The 22,270-nt window shown below is 66.6% G+C and carries 15 protein-coding genes; 12 read left to right on the forward strand and 3 right to left on the reverse strand.

Annotated elements, in window-relative coordinates:
• Nucleotides 1-19: 19 nt before the first annotated feature.
• Nucleotides 20-1,186: a nucleotide sugar dehydrogenase gene (locus ABE472_RS01480; protein ID WP_346465181.1), complete on the reverse strand. Its 1,167-nt coding sequence runs from the start codon at nt 1,184-1,186 to the stop codon at nt 20-22.
• A 332-nt stretch (nt 1,187-1,518) separates the two neighbouring features.
• On the opposite strand from ABE472_RS01480, the gene ABE472_RS01485 reads away from it, so the two are divergent.
• The 3 genes from ABE472_RS01485 (at nt 1,519) to ABE472_RS01495 (ending at nt 6,428) form a co-directional block, all read left to right on the forward strand.
• Nucleotides 1,519-1,869 (forward strand): helix-turn-helix transcriptional regulator, encoded by a 351-nt coding sequence (locus ABE472_RS01485; protein ID WP_313212677.1) that lies wholly within the window; start codon nt 1,519-1,521, stop codon nt 1,867-1,869.
• Nucleotides 1,866-3,173, forward strand: coding sequence for a HipA domain-containing protein (locus ABE472_RS01490; RefSeq protein ID WP_346465184.1), 1,308 nt, complete (start codon nt 1,866-1,868; stop codon nt 3,171-3,173). The genes ABE472_RS01485 and ABE472_RS01490 overlap by 4 nt, the downstream gene beginning before the upstream one ends.
• A 135-nt stretch (nt 3,174-3,308) precedes the next feature.
• Nucleotides 3,309-6,428, forward strand: coding sequence for a discoidin domain-containing protein (locus tag ABE472_RS01495; RefSeq protein WP_346465186.1), 3,120 nt, complete (start codon nt 3,309-3,311; stop codon nt 6,426-6,428).
• A gap of 12 nt (nt 6,429-6,440) precedes the next feature.
• Here the strand turns inward: ABE472_RS01495 and ABE472_RS01500 are convergent, their stop codons facing one another.
• Nucleotides 6,441-7,076 carry a cupin domain-containing protein gene (locus ABE472_RS01500; RefSeq protein ID WP_070427228.1) on the reverse strand — a complete coding sequence of 212 codons (636 nt, stop codon included), beginning with the start codon at nt 7,074-7,076 and terminating at the stop codon, nt 6,441-6,443.
• A 389-nt stretch (nt 7,077-7,465) separates the two neighbouring features.
• Here ABE472_RS01500 and ABE472_RS01505 point away from each other — a divergent pair, with 389 nt between their 5' ends.
• The 8 genes from ABE472_RS01505 (at nt 7,466) to ABE472_RS01540 (ending at nt 19,872) form a co-directional block, all read left to right on the forward strand.
• On the forward strand, nt 7,466-9,340 hold the full coding sequence (locus ABE472_RS01505; protein ID WP_346465188.1) for a serine hydrolase domain-containing protein: 1,875 nt from the start codon (nt 7,466-7,468) through the stop codon (nt 9,338-9,340).
• Nucleotides 9,341-9,373: 33 nt separating this feature from the next.
• The gene (locus ABE472_RS01510) at nt 9,374-10,372 is read left to right on the forward strand and encodes a dipeptide epimerase (RefSeq protein WP_346463102.1); all 999 of its coding nucleotides are present in this window, start codon (nt 9,374-9,376) and stop codon (nt 10,370-10,372) included.
• Nucleotides 10,369-12,369 (forward strand): serine hydrolase domain-containing protein, encoded by a 2,001-nt coding sequence (locus ABE472_RS01515; protein ID WP_346465190.1) that lies wholly within the window; start codon nt 10,369-10,371, stop codon nt 12,367-12,369. Before ABE472_RS01510 ends, ABE472_RS01515 begins: the two co-directional genes overlap by 4 nt.
• A 19-nt stretch (nt 12,370-12,388) precedes the next feature.
• Nucleotides 12,389-13,720: a peptide MFS transporter gene (locus ABE472_RS01520; protein ID WP_313212691.1), complete on the forward strand. Its 1,332-nt coding sequence runs from the start codon at nt 12,389-12,391 to the stop codon at nt 13,718-13,720.
• A gap of 514 nt (nt 13,721-14,234) precedes the next feature.
• Entirely contained in the window at nt 14,235-16,442 is a 2,208-nt protein-coding gene (locus ABE472_RS01525; protein ID WP_346463096.1) for a TonB-dependent receptor, read from the forward strand.
• A gap of 192 nt (nt 16,443-16,634) precedes the next feature.
• Complete coding sequence (locus ABE472_RS01530) at nt 16,635-17,678, forward strand: DUF1611 domain-containing protein (protein ID WP_346465192.1); 1,044 nt, start codon at nt 16,635-16,637, stop codon at nt 17,676-17,678.
• Complete coding sequence (bla, locus tag ABE472_RS01535) at nt 17,675-18,679, forward strand: class A beta-lactamase (protein ID WP_313212688.1); 1,005 nt, start codon at nt 17,675-17,677, stop codon at nt 18,677-18,679. Before ABE472_RS01530 ends, bla begins: the two co-directional genes overlap by 4 nt.
• Nucleotides 18,676-19,872 (forward strand): hypothetical protein, encoded by a 1,197-nt coding sequence (locus ABE472_RS01540; protein WP_313212687.1) that lies wholly within the window; start codon nt 18,676-18,678, stop codon nt 19,870-19,872. The genes bla and ABE472_RS01540 overlap by 4 nt, the downstream gene beginning before the upstream one ends.
• On the opposite strand, the gene ABE472_RS01545 is transcribed toward ABE472_RS01540, so the two are convergent.
• Complete coding sequence (locus tag ABE472_RS01545; protein ID WP_070427220.1) at nt 19,842-20,753, reverse strand: LysR substrate-binding domain-containing protein; 912 nt, start codon at nt 20,751-20,753, stop codon at nt 19,842-19,844. The two genes, ABE472_RS01540 and ABE472_RS01545, sit on opposite strands and share 31 nt — an antisense overlap.
• 262 nt (nt 20,754-21,015) lie before the next feature.
• On the opposite strand from ABE472_RS01545, the gene ABE472_RS01550 reads away from it, so the two are divergent.
• Complete coding sequence (locus ABE472_RS01550) at nt 21,016-22,266, forward strand: 3-methyl-2-oxobutanoate dehydrogenase (2-methylpropanoyl-transferring) subunit alpha (RefSeq protein WP_070427219.1); 1,251 nt, start codon at nt 21,016-21,018, stop codon at nt 22,264-22,266.
• The last annotated feature ends 4 nt before the right edge of the window (nt 22,267-22,270 follow it).

Genomic DNA, 22,270 nt, shown 5'->3' on the forward strand with positions numbered 1-22,270 from the left:
GCGTGGATGCTCTCCAGGCTCAATCCGAGCCGAACAGATCGCGGGTGTAGACCTTGTGCGCCACGCCCTCCAGCTCCGGCGTCAGACGGTTGGCGACGATGATGTCCGCCTCGGCCAGGAACGCGGCGAAATCGTTCACCACGCGGGAGCGGTAGAACGTCGCCTCGGTGAGCACCGGCTCGTGGACGATGACCTCGATGCCCTTTGCCTTGACCCGCTTCATCACGCCCTGCACCGCCGAGGCGCGGAAATTGTCCGAGCCGGCCTTCATCACCAGCCGGTAGATGCCCACCACCTTCGGATTGCGGGCCACGATGTCATCGGCGATGAAATCCTTGCGCGTGCGGTTGGACTCGACGATGGCGTGGATCAGGTTCTGCGGCACCTTGCTGTAGTTCGCCAGCAACTGCTTCGTATCCTTGGGCAGGCAGTAGCCGCCGTAGCCGAAGGACGGGTTGTTGTAGTGACCGCCGATGCGCGGATCCAGGCTGACGCCCTCGATCATCTGGCGCGTATCCAGCCCGTGCGAACTGGCGTAGGTATCCAGTTCGTTGAAGTAGGCCACCCGCATTGCCAGGTAGGTGTTGGAGAACAGCTTGATCGCCTCCGCCTCGGTCGCGTCGGTGAACAGCACCGGCACGTCCTTCTTGATCGCGCCTTCCTTCAGCAGTTCGGCGAATACCGCGGCGCGCTCGGAGCGCTCGCCGACGATGATCCGGCTCGGGTGCAGGTTGTCATGCAGCGCGCGGCCTTCGCGGAGGAACTCCGGCGAGAACAGAATGGCGTCGGTGTTGAACTTGGCCCGCAACGCGGCCGTGCAGCCGACCGGCACGGTCGACTTGATGACGATGACGGCAGACGGATGGATCCGCAGCACATCGCCGATCACCGCCTCCACGGAGCCGGTGTTGAAGTAATTCGATTTGGGATCGTAATCCGTCGGCGTGGCGACGATGACGAAATCTGCGCCCTCATAGGCCTGCGCCGGATCCAGCGTCGCGGTGAGATTCAGCGCGCGGTTGGCGAGGAAGTCTTCGATCTCGACATCTTCGATGGGCGACTGGCGGGCATTGATCATCGCCACTTTGGCCGGATCGATGTCCAGCGCCACCACCTCGTGATGCTGTGCGAGCAGCACCGCGTTGGACAGGCCCACGTACCCGGTACCGGCGACGGCAATCTTCATTCAAGGTCCTTTTTTTACAGCGTCCAGAGTGAACTGCGAATTTTAGCAAACGCCGTGCACTGAACGCCGGCGCAGGTGGGCGGCATTTCGACCCGATCCCTGTGATTGCCGCTGCCTGGCCGGTGCCCATCGTGCGAGCGCAGGGTTTCGGGGTCCCAATGACCTCAGTTAATACATGTATCGTTAAACGTCATTTGTGGCGCATTATGCGATTTTTGCCAGTTAAATAGCCATATGTGACGCTTTCGATTAATCTCATTTAATTTACACAAAGCGTCATGCTTGACGCCGCATCCAAATAGTGGATGATAAAGCGTCACGAGGGTCACTTTATGACGATCACACATCTGATGACCGACGAGGCTGTCCTGGTGGAGCTCGGGCACCGCCTTGCCCGCATGCGCCTGTCGCAGGGCATCACCCAGGAACAGCTCGCTGATGCGGCCGGCGTCTCCAAGCGCACCGTACAGCGGCTCGAAGACGGCACGCCCGCCCAGCTGGCCAACCTGATCCGTTGCCTGCGGGCCCTCGGCAGGCTGGATGCGCTGGACGTGATGCTGCCCAGCGACGGCCCCAATCCGCTCGATCTGCTGAAGCGCCGCGGCCACCCGCGCCAGCGCGCGCGACCGGGGGCGGCCGTGGCGGCGCCGGCCAAGCCGTGGACCTGGGGCGATGAGCAATGAGCACCACGGCCGAGGTGCGCCTGTGGGGCAGCCGGATCGGCGCGGTGACGCTGGCCGACGGCGAGCGGATCGCACAATTTGCCTACGACCCGGCCTTCGCACGTTCCAGCATTGAGGTCGCCCCACTGACCATGCCGCTCGCGGCGGATCGGATCTACGGTTTCCCCTCCCTCAACCCTTCCGGCTTCCATGGCTTGCCCGGCCTGCTCGCCGACGCCTTGCCGGACAAGTACGGCAATACCCTGATCAATGCGTGGCTGGCGACCCAGGGCCGCACGCCGGACAGCTTCAATGCGGTGGAGCGGCTCTGCTATACCGGCACGCGCGGCATGGGGGCGCTGGAGTTCTCGCCTGTGCATGGGCCGCGCGTCCGCACGGCACACAAGATCCAGATCGATGCCCTGGTCGCGCTGGCCACCGAGGTCCTGAGCAACCGCGACAACCTGCGTGCCTCGTTCGGCGATGAAGAACGCGCCGATGCGCTGCGCGATATTCTGCGCGTGGGCACCTCGGCCGGTGGCGCACGGGCCAAGGCCGTCATCGCCTGGAACGAAGGCACCGGCGAGGTCCGATCGGGCCAGGCCGCGGCGGCGCCAGGCTTCAGCTACTGGCTGCTCAAGTTCGATGGCGTGCAGAACAACCGCGACAAGGAACTGGCGGACCCCAAGGGCTACGGCGTGGTCGAGTACGCGTACGCGCTGATGGCGCGTGATGCGGGCATCCAGATCAGCGAGTGCCGGCTGCTCGAGGAAGGCGGCCGCCGCCACTTCATCACCCAACGCTTCGACCGCACCGATGCAGGGGGCAAGCGCCATATGCAGTCGTTGGCGGCGATGGCCCACTTCGACTTCAATGATCCCACTGCCTACTCCTACGAGCAGGCCTTGCTGGTCATGCGTCAGTTGCGCCTGCCCATGGCGCAGCTGGAGGAACAGTTCCGGCGGATGGTGTTCAACGTGATCGCGCGCAACCAGGACGACCACGTCAAGAACATCGCCTACCTGATGGACCGGCAGGGCCAATGGTCGCTGTCCCCGGCGTTCGACATCACCTGGGCGTACAACCCGGACGGCGACTGGACGGCCCGGCACCAGATGTCGATCAACGGCAAGCGCGAGGGGTTCGACGTGGCCGACCTGGCCGCATGCGCCGCGACCGCCTCGATCAATGCCCGCCGCGCCCGGGACATCATTGAGCAGGTCCGGCAAAGCGTGCTGCGCTGGCCGCACTTTGCCGACGAGGCCGGCGTCGCCGAGATCTGGCGCGATCAGATCCGCGGCAGCCTGCGCACGGACATTCGCTGACGCGCGCGAGCCGATCGCAAATCCACTCACCTGATGCCGCGTTCGATATTGCGACGCGTCATGTAAACGGTTACAGCCCCTGCTAGCGTGACCTCTACCCCGCCGTCGGGGTCGTTTCAGATCAGGAGCACGTTGATGGGGCTGCATGCTGACCGTTCGACTGTTGTGCACCGGCCGCGCCGCGTCATGGCCGCTACCCTGCTCTTCTCTGCGCTCGCGCTGAGCTTCGGCGCTGCCGCCCAGACCCTGCCGCCGCGCAGCCAGTGGCAGGCCAGCAGTTCCTCGCAGCAGGTGCCGGCGATGGCGGTCAGCCACCTGATCGATGGCGACCCGAAGACGGTGACCGGCGGCGCCTTCAGCCCCGGGCACTGGTTCCAGGTGGACCTGGGCACGCCGAGCACGCTCAGCGGCGCGCAGATCACCTGGGACGTTTCCAATCCCGAGGGCTACACCCTGCAGACCTCGCTGGACGGCCAGCAGTGGCAGCCGGCTTACACCATGCGCGATTCGCTCGGCGGTATCGAGACGCTCTACTTCGCGCCACGCCAGGCCCGCTACCTTCGCCTGGCGAGCCCGGAGCGCACGTCGGACTGGGGCGTGTCGATCTTCGAACTGGAGCCGTTGGACAGCACCACCCGTGCGCGCGTGGCCGGGGTGGATGCAGCCCAGGCCGCGGCGCTGTGGCAAGGCGGCAGCGCGGTCACGATTCCACGTGGCAAGGTCGGTACGCACACGCTTGAGATCACCTTGCCGCGTGCCGTGGCTACCACCGGCCTGGCCGTGGACTGGACAGGCGCGCATGGCGCCGCACGGCTGCAGGCACGTGATGCGCAGGGTAGCTGGGTGGAGCTTGCGCGCGATCCGCAGGCTGCTGCACGCCAGCAGAGTTGGCTGGCCGGCACTGCGGCCGTGACCGCCACGGCGCTGCGGCTGACGGTGGAGGGCGACGCGCCACAGGTCGACCGCCTGCGCCTGCTGGGGCCGAAGGCGGTGATGACGCCCATGAAGCGTTACCAGATTGCCGCCAGTGGCGCGCAGCGCGCGTTGTTCCCGGCCTCGCTGCACCTGCAGCAGACCTACTGGACCGCAGTCGGCATCCATGCCGGCCGGCAGAAATCGATTTTTGACGAGTACGGCAACATCGAGGCCTTCAAGGGCGCGCCGCTGGTGCAGCCGATCTGGCGCAATGCCGACGGTGTTGCCGCAGGCGCCGCCGACCAACCGGTGCAGCACGCACTGCGCGACGGCTGGAAGCCGATGCCCTCGGCCACCTGGTCGCCACAACCCGGGCTTGAACTGCAGAGCGAGGCATTCGCCGTCGAGCTCGATGGCCAGCCGGTCACCTTCGTGCGTCACCGCCTGCGCAACACCGGCAGTGCGCCCGTCGACGGCACCCTGACCTTGGCGGTGCGGCCGATGCAGATGAATCCGCCGTGGCAGAACGGTGGCCTCTCACCGATCCGCGAAGTCGCCATCGAGGGGCAACGCGTACGCATCAATGGTCGCGCCCTGCTGCAGTCGCTGACGCCGGTGGATGCTGCCGGCGCGGCACCACTCGGCCCGGACGGCAGCAGCGAGATCACCGCGGCGATCGCCAGCGGCACCTTGCCCGCCGCCATGCAGGCACGCGATGCCGATGGCCTGGCCTCCGCGGCGCTGGCCTACCGCGTGCAGCTCGCGCCCGGTGCCAGCCACTCGGTGGTGGTCGCCTTCCCGCTTGGCACCGCGGCAGCAGCCAAAGACGGCTCGCTGCCGGATGCGCCCGCGCTGGGTCTCTCCGGCATACCCCGTACACCCGATGCCGCGTACGACACGCTGGCCAAACGTGCATCGGACGACTGGCAGGCGCGCCTGGGCCAGGTCGGCCTGCGCCTGCCTGATCCCTCATTGGTGGACATGCTGCGCGCGCAGGCCGCTTACATGCTGATCAACCAGACCGGCCCGGCGATGCAGCCCGGCCCGCGCAACTACAACCGCTCCTTCATCCGTGACGGCATGGCCACCTCGGCGGTGCTGCTGCGCATGGGCGAATCCCAGGTCGCCCGCGATTACCTGGCCTGGTACAGCGAGCACGGTGTACACGCCAACGGCCTGGTCTCGCCGATCCTCAACGATGACGGCAGCGTCAACACCGGCTTCGGCTCCGATATCGAATACGACAGCCAAGGCCAGTACATCAGTCTGGTCGCCGACGTCGCGCGGCTGGATGGCGGCCCGGAATCGGTGCGCCCCTACCTGCCCAAGGTGAAAGCAGCGATGCGCTTCCTGCAGGAACTGCGCGAGCGCACGCTGGTGCCGGGCTACATGGCCAGCCAGCCCGCGCCCGAACGCTTCGCCGGGATCCTGGCGCCATCGATCAGCCACGAGGGCTACCCGTCGCCCACGCACAGCTACTGGGACGACTACTGGGGCCTGAAGGGCTGGCATGACGGCGCGTGGTTGGCCGAGTCGCTGGGAGATCACGAAACCGCGGCGTGGGCGCGCGATCAGTACACCGCCCTGCACGATGCGCTGGCTGCTTCGATCCGCGCCACGATGGCGTGGAAGGGCATCGACTTCATTCCCTCTTCGGCCGACCTTGGCGATGGCGACCCGACCGGTGTGTCGATCGCGCTCGACCCCACCGGCGCGCAGGATGTGCTGCCGGCGGAGGCACTGCGCACCACGTTCGCGCGGTATCTGCAGGATGTGCGCAAGCGCGGCGAGCCGGGCGCGTTGTACGCCTACACGCCGTATGAAATCCGCAACGTGCTGAGCTACGTGCACCTGGACCAGCCCGAGGCGGCCGACGAACTGCTGCAGGGCCTGCTGCACGACCGCCGCCCGCTGGAATGGCAGGTGCTGGCCGAGGTGGTGCACTCGCGGCTGCGCTTCCCGCGCTACCTCGGCGACATGCCGCATACCTGGATCGGTGCCGAATACGGGCGCACGCTGTTCGGGATGCTGATGCGCGAAGACGATGACGCACTGTCACTGTTGCCGGGCACCCCGCCGTCATGGCTGGTCGGCGATGGGCTGGCCGTGGATCGCCTGCCGACCGCCTATGGCAGCTTGGCGCTGCAGGCCCGGCAGCGCGACGGAGCGCTGCAGGTCACGCTGGGCAAGGGACTGCGCAAGGACACCGCGGTGCGCGTGTGGTGGCCGAGCCGGACACGCCCGACGTCCGTGCGGGTGGATGGGCGCAGGCTCACTGACTACGACGCACGCGGTGTACTGCTCACGCAGCCGTTCCGCCGGCTGGAGGCGACGTGGTGAGACTGGGGAAGGTCAGACGCCGCCCTCCTGCTCATGCAGGGTGATCAGCGACTCCATCAGATCCTCGTCCGCGCTGGCACAGACGGCCAGCAGCACCGCTTCCTCGCAGCCGGTATCGACGATGTAGGCGTGGCCCATCTGGCTGTCGATGTAGATGCCCTGCCCGGTCTCCAGCACCACAGGATCGTAGAACTCGGTGTGGACCTGGATGCGGCCTTCGATCACATGCACGTACTCCTCGCCCGGGTGGCGGACCAGCTCACCGAACTCGGCGGTGGTCTTGGCCCGCACCTTGGTGAGGATCGGGATCATCCGCTTGCGCCGCAGTTCGGTGCACAGATAGTAGTAATCGTAGTTGTCGGTCTGCACCCGCAGCGCTTTGTCGAGCGAGCCGAGGCTGCGCCGCGCGGTGACCGGTTTGGGCGCGCTGTCGGTCTCCGGCTCGGAGAACAGCTCGGACATGCGCAGGTTCAAGCGCTGGGACAGGTGCTGCAGCTTGTCGTAGGTCAAGGTCAAGCGGTCATGCTCGATCTTGGACAGCGTGGACAGCGGAATTTCGGTGTGCTCGCTCATTTCCTTGAGCGTCCATCCCTGGCGGGTGCGCAGACCGCGCAGCAGGGTTCCGAGCGTCGGGCTTTTGGGGCTCATCGACAGGACCTTTGGGCTATTGCTGGTGAAGTTGCCGATACGATACTACGTAGAGATGAATGCCATCCTGATCAGGATGCTTTCTTGTCGCGTTCGCCGCGTTAAGCGCTTCTCTGCGCCCTGAAAACGTTCTCAATGGTCAAAAAACGGCCTGCGCTGGGCATCCAAACGTCACATTCAGCCCGGTTTGCGCGATCCAATCGCGATCACGCGCATTTGACATTTCTCTGATCAGGAATATTGTTGTCTGATTGAGATGGTTTGAAGGGGATCGTCACATGCGTGCGTTGTCAGGGCTTGTCGGCTTGTGCTGTGGGCTATTGCTGTCTTTCCAGGCCGACGCACAGCGGCCATCCTCCCCACCCCAGGCGGCCACACCGCCTGCCGGCGTGGATTCCGTTGCCCGGCTGACCGCCGACGATGCGACCACCTGGCTGGATGGCTTCATGCCGTATGCCATCGCGCGCGGCGATATCGCCGGTGCGGTGGTCACCGTGGTCAAGGACGGCAAGATCCTGGTCCGCCGCGGCTACGGCGTCTCCGATGTGGCCAAGCAGACGCCGGTGGATCCGGACCGCACGCTGTTCCGGATGGCCTCGGTCTCCAAGCTGATGACCTGGACCGCGGTGATGCAGCTGGTGGAAGCGGGCAAGCTGGATCTGGACGCGGACATCAACCAGTACCTGGATTTCAAGGTGCCCGAACGCGGCCTGCCGATCACGCTGCGCCAGCTGATGACGCATACCGGCGGCTTCGAGGCCAACATCAAGTACATGTGGACCAGCGAGGCCGTGGCCGAAGCCGGTGGCATTGAACTGGGGCCGTACCTCAAGCGCCGCGTGCCGGCGCAGATCTTCGCGCCAGGTACCGTGCCCGCGTACTCGAACTACGGCACCAGCCTGGCCGGCTACATCGTCGAGCGCGTGTCAGGCCAGCCCTTCGCCGAGTATGTCGAACAGCACATCTTCGTGCCGCTGCAGATGCAGCACGCCAGCTTCCACCAGCCGTTGCCGCCGGCGCTGCGCGCCCTGGTCACCAAGGGCTATGCCCTCGGCTCGGGCAAGCCGCGTGAGTTCGAAGTGACCCCGTCCGCGCCGGCCGGCGCCCTCTCGGCCACCGGCAGCGACATGGCGCGCTTCATGATCGCGCACCTCAGTGCGGCCGGCGGTCACGACACCGCCATCCTGAAGGCCGCGACCAGCCAGCTGATGCTGACCCCGCAGACCCGCTTCGCGCCGCCACTGAACACCATGGCGCTCGGCTTCTACGAGATCGATGTCAACGGCCAGCGCGTGGTGTCACACGCCGGTGACACTTACTCGTTCCACTCACAGCTCTTCCTGTTCCGCGATCACGATGTCGGCCTGTTCGTCTCGCTCAACAGCGCCGGCGCCAATGGCATCACCGGCCCGATCCGGCGTGAACTGCTGGAGAACTTCGCTGACCGCTACTTCCCGGCGGGCACCGCGGCCCCGGCAGCGGCCGTCGACGCGGCGCTGGCCAAGGCGCAGGCCCGCCAGCTGGCCGCACCGAGCTATCTCGATTCGCGTCGCGCCGAGACCGGCATCGGCCGCACCGGCATCCTCACCCAGACGCGCCTGGAAGCCCTCGACGATGGCAGCCTGCGCTTGCCGCGCCTGAAGCAGCCCAACGGGCAGCCGACCACCTTCAAGCCGATCGGACCGTGGCTGTGGCAGGCGAACAACAGCGAACTGCGCTTGGCCGCCATCCTCAAGGACGGCAAGCCGGTCGGCTTCGCGGTGGATTCCTCCTCCCCGTTCAACGTGTTCCTGGTCGCGGAAGGCTACCGCTCGGCGCTGTGGCTCAAGCCGTTGCTGACCGCTGCGGTGGCGGTGTTGGCACTGGCCGCGCTGGCGTGGCCGATCGCCGCGTTCGTCCGCCGCCGCCATGGCCGCGTGCTGGGCTGGCCGCGCAGCACGCTGCGGGCCTATCGCCTGAGCCGCGCCGCCTGCTGGCTCCTGCTGCTGGTGCCTGCCGCCGCGATGGCCGTGATGGCCTGGGCGTCTGCCGATTTCGCGCGCCTGGATGATCGTCTGGATCCGGCGGTGATCGGGCTGGGCATCGCCACGGTGATCGCGATCATCGGCGGAATCGGCGCAACGGCCTGGAACCTGGTGCAGACGGTCCGCGCTGGACGCGGCTGGCTGGCGCGCCTGTGGGCCGCGCTGCTGCTGCTGTCGGCCTGCGTGCTCGCTTACGCCCTGGTCCTGATGGGCCTGGCCGACTTCGCTCTCAACTACTGACCCATGGCCCCGCCGTGGGGCTGGAGACATCCTGTGAAACTGACCCTGCAGATCGACTCGCTTGCGTTGCTGGCCCCGTTCCGGATCAGCGGTTACGTGTTCGAAAACGCGCCGGTGCTGCGCGTGGAACTGGAAGAGGACGGCCATCGCGGCCGTGGCGAAGCCAGCGGCGTGTACTACTTCAACGACACGCCCGAGCAGATGCTGGCCACGCTGGAACTGCTGCGTGCGCGGATCGAAGCCGGCATCACCCGCGCCGAACTGCAGCAGCTGCTGCCCCGCGGCGGTGCGCGCAACGCGCTGGACTGCGCGCTATGGGATCTGGAAGCAAGCCGCACCGGCAAGCATGCCTGGGCGCTGGCCGGACTCTCACAGACCCGGCCGCTGCTGACCACCTGGACGCTGGGCGCCGATGACCCGGCGACGATGCAGTCGATCGCCACCGGACGCTATGCGCCGGCCAAGGCACTCAAGCTCAAGCTCAGCGGTGACCTGGATATCGACATCGAGCGCGTGCGCGCGGTGCGCAAGGTGCGCCCGGAGGTGTGGATGGGCGTGGACGCCAACCAGGGCTACAGCGTGGATGTGCTCGATGCGCTGATTCCGGTGCTGCTGGAGAACGACATCAAGCTGCTGGAACAGCCGCTGCCGCGCGGTCGCGAAGCCGAGCTCAAGGGCTTTGCGCGGCCGCTGCCGTTCGCCGCCGACGAAAGCGTGCAGGACGCTTCAGAGATCGAAGCGCTGGCAGGCCTGTTCGACGTCATCAACATCAAGCTCGACAAGGCCGGCGGCCTCACCGAAAGCCTGGCGATGGTCGGCAAGGCGCGCTCGCTGGGCATGCAGGTGATGGTCGGCAACATGATCGGCAGCAGCTGGGCGATGGGCCCGGCCTTCATCGTGGGCCAGCATTGCGACGTGGTGGATCTGGATGGCCCGCTGTTCCTGCGCGACGATCGCGTGCCGGGCCTGCGTTACGACGAGGGCCTGGTGCATTGCCAAGATGCCGTGTGGGGCAAGGGAGTGCAGGCATGAGTCTCTGGCGCCCCCTGATCTGCGGCCTGCTGCTGGCCTCCACCGCCGCGTTCTCGCCGCTGCATGCGCAGGCACCCACGCCCGTCGCGACACCCACCGCACCGGTGGCTGCCGAGACGCCGGACACCCTCACGCCCGCACCGGCCGCCACCGGCACGCTGGATGCGGCCCGTGTCGATACGTTCCTGGATGGCCTGGTGCCTTATCTGATGGCGCAGGGCGATCTCGCCGGCGCCGTGGTCACCGTGGTCGAGAACGGCAAGGTCGTCACCGAGCGCGGCTTTGGTTTCTCCGATGTTGAAAAGCGCACGCCGGTGGATCCCAAGACCACCCTGTTCCGCCCGGGCTCGATCTCCAAGCTGTTCGTCTGGACCGCGGTGATGCAGCTGGTGGAACAGGGCAAGCTGGACCTGGACACCGACATCAACACCTACCTGGACATCAAGGTCCCGGCCAAGGGTGAGCCGATCACGCTGCGCCAGATCATGACCCACACCAGCGGTCTGGAAGAGCGCATGCGCTACCTGATCGTGCTCGGCCCGGACCATCCGGCCAACCGCGACAACTACCTCAAGGAATGGGTGCCCAACCAGATCTCCGCACCGGGCACCACGCCGGCGTATTCCAACTACGCCACCGGCATCGCCTCGTACATCGTCGAGCGGGTCAGCGGCCAGCGCTTCGAGGACTACGCCAGGCAGCACATCCTGCAGCCGCTGGACATGCAGTACGCCAGCTTCGAACAGAAGCTGCCGGCCGAGCTGCTGCCGCACGCCGCCAAGGGCTATCTGCTGGGCTCGGGCAAAAGCTACCCGGCCGAGAAGAACACCGCGCCGGGCGTGGGCGGTCTGTATGCCTCCGGCTCGGCGATGGCACGTTTCATGATGGCCACGCTCAATCATGGTGAGCTCGACGGCCAGCGCATCATGCGCGCCGAGACCAACGCACAGATGCTGACCCCGCAGCCGGCGATCCTGCCGCATCTGCCGCGCATGGCCCTGGGCTGGATGGCCTCGGACACCGGGGGCTACGACACGCGCTCGCACGGCGGCACGATGCTGTTCTTCTACTCGTGGCTGTGGATGATCCCGGAACGCAACATCGGCGTCTTCGTTTCCACCAACAGCGTGGGGCGTGATGCGGCCGGTTCTGCCCTGCGCGCCCAGGTGTGGGAGCGCTTCGTCGAGAATTTCCTGCCGACCCTGCCGATCGAACGCGCCGGCCCGGGCGTGGATGCTGCCACGGCCCGCGAGCACGCCGCTGCGCTGGCCGGGACGAGCTGGCAGAGCACGCGCCGTTCGGACAGTTCGTATCTGCGCATGCTGACGCTCTTCGCACCGATCCGTGTGCACCCGCAGGATGACGGCACCATCACCGTGGATGGCCAGAAGGGCCTCAACGGCCAGCTGCTGCGCTGGCGCGAGGTGTCGCCGTGGTTGTGGCAGCAGGAAAACGGCCGCGGCCTGTTGGAAGTGAAGGTCAAGGACGGCCGGCCGGTGTACTTCTCCGGTGGCCCGTTCGCCTCGGTGTTCGGCTTTGAACCGATCCCGGGCTGGCGTTCGCCGGCGTGGCTGCGCCCGGCGCTGTTCGTCGCGCTGGGGTTGCTGACGCTGTCGGCCGTGCTGCGCATCGGGGGCGTGTTCGTGCGCCGCTACTACCGTGTCGGCGCGCCGGCAGAACGCCGCGGCCTGCGCTGGCTGCAGACGCTGTCGATCACCACGCAGCTGGGCACCGTCGTCGCCTGGGCGCTGTATGTGAAATCGATCGCTGGCCCGGGCGCGATCTCCTCGTACACCAACGGGCCGTTGATCCTGGTGCAGGCGCTGTCGTGGCTGAGCGTGTTCGCCGCCGTGGCCCTGGTGTGGGTGGCGGTCCGTGCGCCGGCCAGCTGGCCGCGTGCGCGCCGCCATGGTGCCTGGGTGGTCGCACTGGCAGGCGTGGTGGTGGCGTTCGTCGCCATTACCCAGCGCCTGATCAGCACCGGTCTGCAGCTCTGACCTACGGACGCCCTGCCCGATGACCCTCGATGCACCGCGCAAGGCCTGGTTCGGGCAACCGCCAGGCCTGACCATCCTGTTCCTCACCGAGATGTGGGAGAAGTTCTCCTATTACGGCATGCGGGCGCTGCTGGTCTATTACATGACCAAGCAGCTGCTGTTCTCGCAGGAACAGGCCTCGATGGTCTACGGCCTGTACACGGCGCTGGCCTACCTCAGCCCGGTGTTCGGCGGCATGCTCGCCGATCGCTGGCTGGGCAAGCGGCGGGCCGTGATCCTGGGCGGCGCGATCATGGCGTTCGGCCACTTCCTGATGGCCTTCGATGCACTGCTGTATCCGGCATTGCTGGCGATCGTGCTCGGCAACGGGCTGTTCCTGCCGACCTTGCCGGGACAGGTCGGCGATCTGTACCAGCGCGATGATCCGCGCCGTGGCTCGGCGTTCAATGTGTACTACGTGGGCATCAACCTCGGTGCGTTTCTCGCCCCGCTGATCTGCGGCACGCTGGGTGAGGTGTATGGCTGGCACGTTGGCTTCTCCGCGGCCGGCATCGGCATGCTGCTCGGCCTGGTGATCTACATCACCGGCCGCCGCCATCTGCCGCCGGATCCGCCGCGCAGCGAACGCGCCACGCTGCCCTTCTCCGCCCTGTGGCAGCCAGCCTACCGCCCGCTGCTGCAGGTGATGGCGATGATTGCCGGCTTGATCGTGGTGTTCCGCCTGGCCTACGAGCAGATCGGCAACACCATCGCGATCTGGCTCGATACCGGCGTGGACCGCGTGCTCACCGCCGATTTCACCCTGCCGATGACCTGGTTCTTCTCGCTCAATCCGCTGCTGGTGTTCCTGATCACGCCGATGCTGGTGCAGCACTGGACCCGCCAGGCCCGCAACGGCCGCGAGCCGGCCGCACTGACCAAGATGGCGATCGGTGCTGCGGTGGTCGGCCTGTCCTTTGCCCTGGTGGCGATGCTGGGCGGTGAACCGTCGGCCAAGGTGGGCTGGCTGTGGGCCGTGCTGTTCTTTGCGATCTTCACCTTCGGCGAGCTCTTCATCCTGCCGGTGGGACTGGGCCTGTTCGCACGGCTGGCGCCGGTCGGTTTTGGTGCCACGATCATCGCGTTCTGGTTCCTGGCCTCGTTCGGCGGCAACCTGCTGGCCGGCGCGGTCGGCACGCTGTGGTCAACGCTCTCCAGTGCCGTCTTCTTCTCGCTGATGGCCGGCACCTGCATGCTGGTTGCGGTGCTGATGCTGCGCCTGGAGCGACGTGCCCGACCATTGCTCGCCGGCAATGCTGCACCTGCACCACAGCGTGCCGCCGCGGCCGACGGTGCCGTGACGTCGGGTTGAGCCGGCAGCGTTGAGCATCGCGATCGGCCGCAGCGACGATCGCGGCCGATAGCGACCCGTTTCCCGGCGTACGCCCCTGGGACAGATCAGGCCGCGCGGCAACGCCGTTCGGCACCCGCTGAAATGCTGCAGCGCAATAGTCCGTAATGGGATGATGTTTTCTGATTGCGCTTGACATATACCTGATCAGGCTAAATATTCCTTACATAGGATTTGTAGGGATGTCGAAATGCCCGATCAGTTTCCGTACGACCCCAGCCGCCGGTATGCCCGCGCGCCCGCACTGACCGCCAGCTTCCGCGCCCATCGCGCCGCTGGCCAGCAACACGGCCTTGCACCTGCCAACGCCCGTTACCTGCCGTTTCCTTCCCCCACGCCCCCTCCCCTTACCGACGTGCCAACCCGGCGCGGCTGCGACAGCGCGCGCGTCCCTACCCCTGCACGGCGGTTACCGCCGTGCACGGCCGTCGTTTTTCCTGCCTGACCCCGTTGCTGATTCCGGAGAGCCCGCCACATGCGCAAGCCGATGAAACGTTCGATCCTCGCCTCCACCGTCACCCTGTGCTGCATGGGCCTTGCCACCGCGGCGATGGCCCAGGATGCCGACGCCGATGGCAGCCGCAGCACACCCGATGTGGTGGAGCTTGATCGCGTGGTGGCGACCGCACAGAAGCGCGCCGAGAACGTGATGGAGGTGGCGGCCGGGGTCAGCGTGATCAGCGAAGAACGTCTCGAGGCGTTCGGCGCCACCCGCCTGAACGACTTCGCCGCGTACGTACCGGGCTTCCAGGTGGACAGCGGCGGCGCACCGGGTCAGACCACGATGGCACTGCGCGGTGTCGCGCCCCTCGGCGGTGGCTCGATCATCGGCACCTACATCGATGACACCCCGATCGGCCCGAGCAGCAACAAGCAGCGCGCGACCACCTATGCACTGGATCTGCTGCCGTATGACATCCAGAGCGTGGAAGTGCTGCGCGGCCCGCAGGGCACGCTGTACGGCGCCAGCTCGATGGGCGGCCTGTTCAAGTACGTCACCAAGGCGGCTGATCCGGATGGTTTCGAGTTCCGCGCCGGCATGGACGTCAATGCCACCAAGGAAGCGGGCGACGTGGGCACCGGCGTGCGCACCTCGTTCAACGTGCCGCTGATCGAAGGCAAGCTGGGCCTGCGCGCCAGCCTCTCGCGCCAGGGCACGCCCGGCTATGTGGATCAACCCGACCTCACCGGCGAGGACGCCAAGGACAGCAACGGCTACTACCAGCTGGCCTCCCGCCTGGCGCTGACCTGGCGCATCAGCGACACCGCCAACCTGCGCGTGCAGGCGTTGTCGCAGATCGTGGATGCCGACAACTCCAGTGCGGTGGGCTTGACCTATCCCACGCTGGAGCCGATCCGCGGCCCGCTCGAAGGCATCCTCCAGCGCGCCACGCCGTACCGGATGGAAACCGACTACTACTCGGCGATCCTGGACTGGGATCTGGGCAACGTTGATTTCGTCTCCGCCACCAGCTTCTCCGAAACCCGCATGGACGAAGTGCAGGATTCCACGCTGGTCTATGGCGTGGCCTGGCCGCTGCTGACCCCGTACCCGGCCGGCCAGGCCCAGTTCGATGTCTTCCTCGGCACGCGCAAGTGGACCCAGGAGTTCCGCCTGAACTCCAAGGAGAACGAGCGCTTCGAATGGTTGCTTGGCACCTTCTTCACCGGCGAGAAAAACACCAACCGCCAGCAGGTCAGTGCCTACGATGCAAACGGCGTCCCGCTGCCGTTCAACCCCGGTGCCGCCAGCCTGCCCGGCACCTACGACGAGCAGGCGATCTTTGCCGACGTCACGTATAAGTTCAGCCCACGCTTCGATGTCTCCGCCGGTGTGCGGCACGCGCGCAACCAGCAGGATTTCGAACAGCACAGCACCGGGCTGCTGTACGGCCCGCGGCCGATCGATCTGGCCGACTCCGCCGATGACAGCGTGACCACGTGGAAGCTGGCCTCGCGCTGGCACCTCAACGACAGTTCAATGATCTACGCGCGCTACGCCACCGGCTATCGCCCGGGTGGACCGAACGTATCGACCTCCGGCGTGGTGCCGATGACCAAGGCCGACACGCTGGACAACCTCGAGCTCGGCTTCAAATCGCACTTCTGGGACCGCCGCGCGATGATCGACCTGGCGCTGTTCCGGATCGACTGGGACGACATCCAGGTGCGCGTTTCCGAGAACGGCCTGAGCTGGATGGGCAACGCCGGCAGCGCGCGCAGCCAGGGGGCGGAACTGAGCTTCATGGTCCGCCCGGCCGAGCGCCTGACGATCGGCCTCAATGCCGCCTACATCGATTCGAAGATCGGTGATGTACCGCCGTCCAGCGGACTGGTGTCCGGCAGCCGGATGCCGATGACGCCGCGCCTGAGCTGGTCGAGCACGATCGACTACGACTTCGATGTGAGCGACCAGTGGCAGGGCCGGGTCGGCGCCGGCTACCGCGTCACCGGCGAGCGCGTGGCCGGCGCGTACGACATCGACAGCTACAACGCGCTGGACCTGCATGCCGAGCTGACCAACATGACCTGGACGGTCCGCCTGTACGCCCGCAATGCCACCGACGAGCGTGCCTACGTCTCCACCGGCTCGGTGCGGGACGCGCTCAACCGCTACGTCGCGGTGACCGGCGTGCCGCTGCAGCCCCGCACGATCGGCATGTCGATCGACTATCGCTACTGAGTGCCGTAGCGCCATGCCCGGTGGCGCGCACGCCGTCGCCGGGCCCACCGTCGGAAGAGACTAAAGGATTATCCTGATTGGGTTGCATATTCTCTGATTAGGACTTATACAGATCCAACCAGGTCTAACAACTGCGAGCCCCTCGTCGTGAATGCCTCCCCTCTCTTCTCTCCGCCGACTACTGGATCCCTCATGAGCGCAACGCCCACCGCTGCCGTACAGGCTCTCGCCGCCCTCCCCCAGCCGTACCTTCTGTTCCTGGGTGATACCACCGAAGCGGGCTTCGCCAAGACCGCGATCGGCCTGAAGGACTGGGCACCGGAGGTGTGCGTGGCCGAGTGGAGCCTGCCCGGCTGCCCGATCACCACCGGCCTGCCGAGCATGACCCCCGCGCAGGCGCGCGCCGCCGGTGCCCGTGCGATGGTGATCGGCGTGGCCAACGGCGGTGGGGTGATTCCCTCGCAGTGGCTGCCGGCGCTGGTGGACGCACTGGAAAACGGCCTGGACCTGGTCAGTGGCATGCACCAGAAGCTGGATGACATTCCGGAACTGGCTGCCGCGGCCGAACGCCACGGACGCGAGCTGATCAACGTGCGCGTGCCGCCGCGCGGCATCCCGGTCGGCAACGGCCGCAAGCGCACCGGCAAGCGCGTGCTGACCGTCGGCACGGACTGCGCGCTGGGCAAGAAATACACCGCGCTGGCGCTGGCACGCGGCCTGCGTGGACTCGGCGTGGATGCCGACTTCCGTGCCAGCGGCCAGACCGGCATCCTGATCGCCGGCAGCGGCATTCCGATGGACGCGGTGGTCGCCGATTTCTCGGCCGGTGCCGCCGAACTGCTCAGCCCGAATGCGGCCGACAATCACTGGGATGTCATCGAAGGCCAGGGTTCGCTGTTCCATCCCGCCTACGCCGGCGTCAGCCTCGGTCTGCTGCATGGCAGCCAGCCGGATGTGTTCGTGGTCTGCCACCAGCCGGGGCGCAAGCACGTGCTGGGGTATCCAGACTATCCGCTGCCCTCCATCGAGGAGGTGATCGCGTTGACCGTACAGCTGGGACGCCGTACCAATCCTGATATCCGCTGCGTCGGCGTCAGTCTCAACACCCATGGCATGACCGAGGCCGCGGCATCGGCCGCCTGTGCCGAGGTCAGCGCGCGTCTTGGTCTGCCGGTGGCCGACCCGATGCGGCAAGATGGGGAATTCAACCGTTTGCTGGAGGCCTGCATCGCATGAAGATGACATCCCGTACCTTGAGCCTGTGCGTTGCCGCGTTGCTGGGCCTGAGTCCGCTCGCCGCGTTCAGCGCCAGCAAGACCAGCCCGGTGGAAACCGAAGTCGCGCGCCTGGCTACCCTGGTCGACGGCAAGGTGGGTGTCTCGGCGTGGCGCCTGGATGGCAAGGGGGCGCAGGTCCATCTCAATCCCGACGAAGCATTCCCGATGGCCAGCACGTTCAAGGTCGCCGTGGCGGCCGTGATCCTGACCAAGGTCGATGCCGGCGAACTGGCGTTGACCACGATGGTGCCGGTGCCGAAATCGTTCTATGTCGATTCGGAAGTGATCGCCGATCGTTTCATCCACGACGGCGTGAGCCTGTCGGTGCACAACCTGCTGGAGGTCATGCTGACCCAGAGCGACAACACCGCCACCGACGTGCTGGTGGCGCAGGCTGGCGGGCCGGCTGCGGTCACTGCCTGGCTGCGCGCGCAGGGCATTGAAGGCCAGCGCCTGGATCGCAACACCCGGCAGCTGCTCAGCGATATCTTCGGCCTCGGTGACGAGCCGCTGACCAAGGAGCGCGTGGCCGAACTGACCCTCGACCCCGAGGTCGTCAAGCGCACCAAATCCGGCAATGAAGCCTTCGACAAGGATCCGCGCGACACCTCCACGCCGCGGGCGATGTCGACCCTGCTGACCCAGCTGTTCACCGGCAAGGCGCTGAGTCCGGCCAGCACCGAGGTGCTGGTGCAGATCATGGAACGTTGCCGCACCTGCAGTGCACGCCTGCGGGGCAGCCTGCCGCCGGGCACCAAGGTGGCCGACAAGAGCGGCACCGTGGCCGGCACCGTCAACGATGTGGGCGTGGTCACCCTGCCCGATGGCAGCCAGTTCGCGATCTCCGTGTTCGTCAAAGCCAGCAATGCCCCGCGCAGCGAACGTGAGCGTGTGATCGCCGAGATCGCCCGCACCGTGCGTGACTTCTACCTGCTGCAGCCCACGGCCGCCCGCAAGTGACCGCCGCCGCCAGCCGGTTCCAGCGGTATCTGTTGCCCGGTTTGGCGTTCAAGTCGGCCGTGATCGGCGGCGGCTACGCCACCGGCCGTGAGCTGGCGGAGTTTTTCCTGCCCTCGGGCCCCTGGGGCGGCCTGGCGGCGATGGTGTTGTCGATGCTGATCTGGAGCGTGATCTGCATCCTGACGTTCCTGTTGGCACGGGCGATCCGTGCCAACGACTACCGCACCTTCTTCCGGCATCTGCTCGGCCGTGGCTGGTGGACCTTCGAGGTGGCCTACCTGGCGCTGATCGTGGTGGTGCTGGCCGTGTTCGGTGCCGCCGCCGGCGAACTGGCCGCGACCATGTTCGGCTGGCCGCGCATCGTGGGCACCCTGCTGCTGGTGGCGATCATCACCGGCGTGGTGCAGGCCGGCACCAATGCCGTCGAACGCATGTTCAAGCTGATGTCGGCCTTCATGTATCTGGTCTACGCCATTGCCGCGTGCCTGATCCTGTACCGCTTCGGTGGCGGCGCGATGGCACAGCTCTCCAACACCCATGAACTGGGCAAGGACTGGGTGCTCAACGGCGTGACCTACGCCGGCTACAACATGTTCGCGGCGGTCTCGATCCTGCTGGTGGTGCGCCACCTGCTGTGCCGGCGCGATGCGGTGATCGCAGGCGCCCTGGCCGGCCCGCTGGCGATCCTGCCGGCGATCGTGTTCTACGTCTGCATGATCGCGTTCCTGCCGGACATCGCCGACGCGCCGCTGCCGTCGGACCTCATGCTCGGCCAGCTCGGCCTGCCGTGGTTCCAGCTGCTGTTCCGCCTGATGATCATGGTGGCCCTGGTCGAAACCGGCGTCACCCTGATGGCCTCGGTGGACGGCCGCATCAGCGTCAACTGGAAGGAACGCACCGGTACCGCACCGAAGCGCGGGGTCCGCGTGGCGATCATCGTGGCGATCCTGCTGATGGCCGTGTTCATGGCCGATGGCATCGGCCTGGTCGCGCTGATCGCAAAGGGCTACCGGCTTCTGGCCTACGCCATCCTGGCCACCTACGTGGTGCCGTTGCTGGCCTATTCGGCGTGGCAGATCTGGTCACGCCGCGGGCAGGCCTTCACCGCCCCGGTGGGTGAACTGCCCGATCCGCGCCCCGCGCTGGCCGATGCCATCGGCGCTCATCCGCCACAGGCGAAGACCAGGAACTGATGCAGTGCGCGTGCCGGCGCGGACAGGTCTTCGTCCGGGCGCCAGACCAGGCCGACTTCCATCGGCGGTACCGCATCGGTGAGGGTGCGTACGTCGATCCGGCGCCCCTCCAGCGACCACGGTCGATAGACCATGTCCGACAGGATGCTGACCCCGAAGCCGTAGGCGACCATGCCACGCAGCGCTTCCAGCGACGAGGTGCGGAACACCACGTTGGGTTCGCGCCCGACCGAGCGCCAGTAGCGCATCGCCGACTCCTGCCCTTCGTCGACCATCAGCATGATGTACGGGTACGGCTCGACGTCGGCCGGGCTGATCACCGGCAGCTGCAGCAGCGGATGCGACTCGGCCAGCCACAGCTGGCGGCGCGAGCGGATCAGGACCTGGCGCCGCAGCACATAGGGCTCGGCCATGTTGGAGATGATGCACAGCCCGAAATCGAGCTCACCGCTGCCGACGCCCTGTTCGATCGCCGCGCGGTCCATGTCGACCAGATCCACCTCCACCTGCGGGTAGGAGCGCTTGAAGCGCGCCAGCAGGCTCGGCAGGAAATAGCCCAGCACCGTGTAGGAGGCGCCGATCCTCACCCGGCCTGGCAGTGTGTTGGCCAGGAACATCGGCTCGCTGAGCGCGTCCTGCAACGTATCCAGGATGTGCCGCACATGCTGGTGGAAGCGGTGCCCCTCGGCGGTCAATCCGACCCCGTGCGGCATGCGGTCGAACAGCTTCAGCCCCAGCGAGGTTTCCAGCTGGGCGACCGCGGTGGTGATGACCGACTGGGAGACGTGCAGCTTGCGCGCAGCCTGCGAAAACTGCCCCAACTCGGCCGCTTCGGCAAAGTACCGCAGCTGGCGCAGGGTCATGTTGGCGGGGATTTGCATGCACGGGCTCCCACGGAATGAAGATATCTGAATAAACAATACCTCATACGCAATTAAACAAATTTACGATAAGCCGCTGTGCCTCTAGACTTCACACCGGGTGCAATGCGCCATGGCCCCAGCCGCCTTGCAAGCGCTGGCCCTTACCCGCTTCGCGACGAGATCCCGCCCGGATGTCGGCGCGCCAACATCGCCATTACCGTTGCCCCCCGCCTGCGGTATGCCTGTAGCTCCATGACCCAAGCCCAGCGAGGCCCCTGACATGTCATCACCCCAGATCCCCGCCACGCGTGAACCGTTGCGTTTGCACGTGCCCGAGCCCAGCGCCCGTCCCGGCGAGGCCACCGACTTTTCCTATCTGAAGCTGAGCCCCGCCGGCGCGGTCGACAAACCGCCCGTGGATGTGAGCGCCAGCCAGACCGCACCGCTGACCGGCCAGCTGATCCGTGTGCTGGACGACAACGGCGACGCCGTGGGCCCGTGGGCCGCCGACATCGACGACGCCGTGCTGCTGCGTGCCATGCACGCCATGCTCAAGACGCGCGCCTACGACGCCCGCCTGCTGATCGCCCAGCGCCAGAAGAAGACCTCGTTCTACATCCAGTGCCTGGGTGAGGAAGCGATCGCCGTCGGCCAGACCCTGGCGCTGCGCGATGACGACATGCAGTTCCCGACGTACCGCCAGCAGGGCATCCTGATCACCAAGGAAGTCTCGCTGGTCGACATGATCTGCCAGGTGCTGTCCAACGCGGCCGACCCGCTGAAGGGCCGCCAGCTGCCGATCATGTATTCGTACAAGGACTACGGCTTCTTCTCGATCTCCGGCAACCTGACCACCCAGTACATCCAGGCGGTGGGCTGGGCGATGGCCTCGGCGATCAAGGGCGACACCCGCATCGCCACCGCATGGGTGGGTGATGGCGCGACCGCCGAAGGCGACTTCCACGCCGCGCTGACCTTCGCGCACGTGTACCGCGCGCCGGTCGTGCTCAACGTGGTCAACAACCAGTGGGCGATCTCCACCTTCCAGGCGATTGCCGGCGGTGAGAACACCACCTTCGCCGCGCGCGGCGTGGGCTACGGCATTCCGTCGCTGCGTGTGGATGGCAACGATCTGCTGGCGGTGTACGCCGCCTCGCGCTGGGCTGCCGAACGCGCCCGCAGCAATCTTGGCCCGACCCTGATCGAGTGGGTGACCTACCGCGCCGGGCCGCATTCGACCTCGGATGATCCGTCCAAGTACCGCCCCGCCGATGATGCCCAGCAGTTCCCGCTCGGCGATCCGATCGACCGCCTGAAGCAGCACCTGATCAAGCGCGGCCTGTGGAGCGAGCAGCAGCACGACGAACTGCGCACCGAACTGGATGCCGAGATCCTGCGTGCCCTCAAGGAAGCCGAGACCCACGGGTTGCTCGGCAGCGACAACCGTCCCGGCGCGGCCCTCATGTTCGAAGACGTCTACAAGGACATGCCCGAACACCTCCGTCGCCAGCGTCAGCAGTTGGGAGTCTGAACAC

It is taken from the genome of Stenotrophomonas sp. TWI809 (genome assembly GCF_039673205.1).
GTDB lineage: Bacteria > Pseudomonadota > Gammaproteobacteria > Xanthomonadales > Xanthomonadaceae > Stenotrophomonas.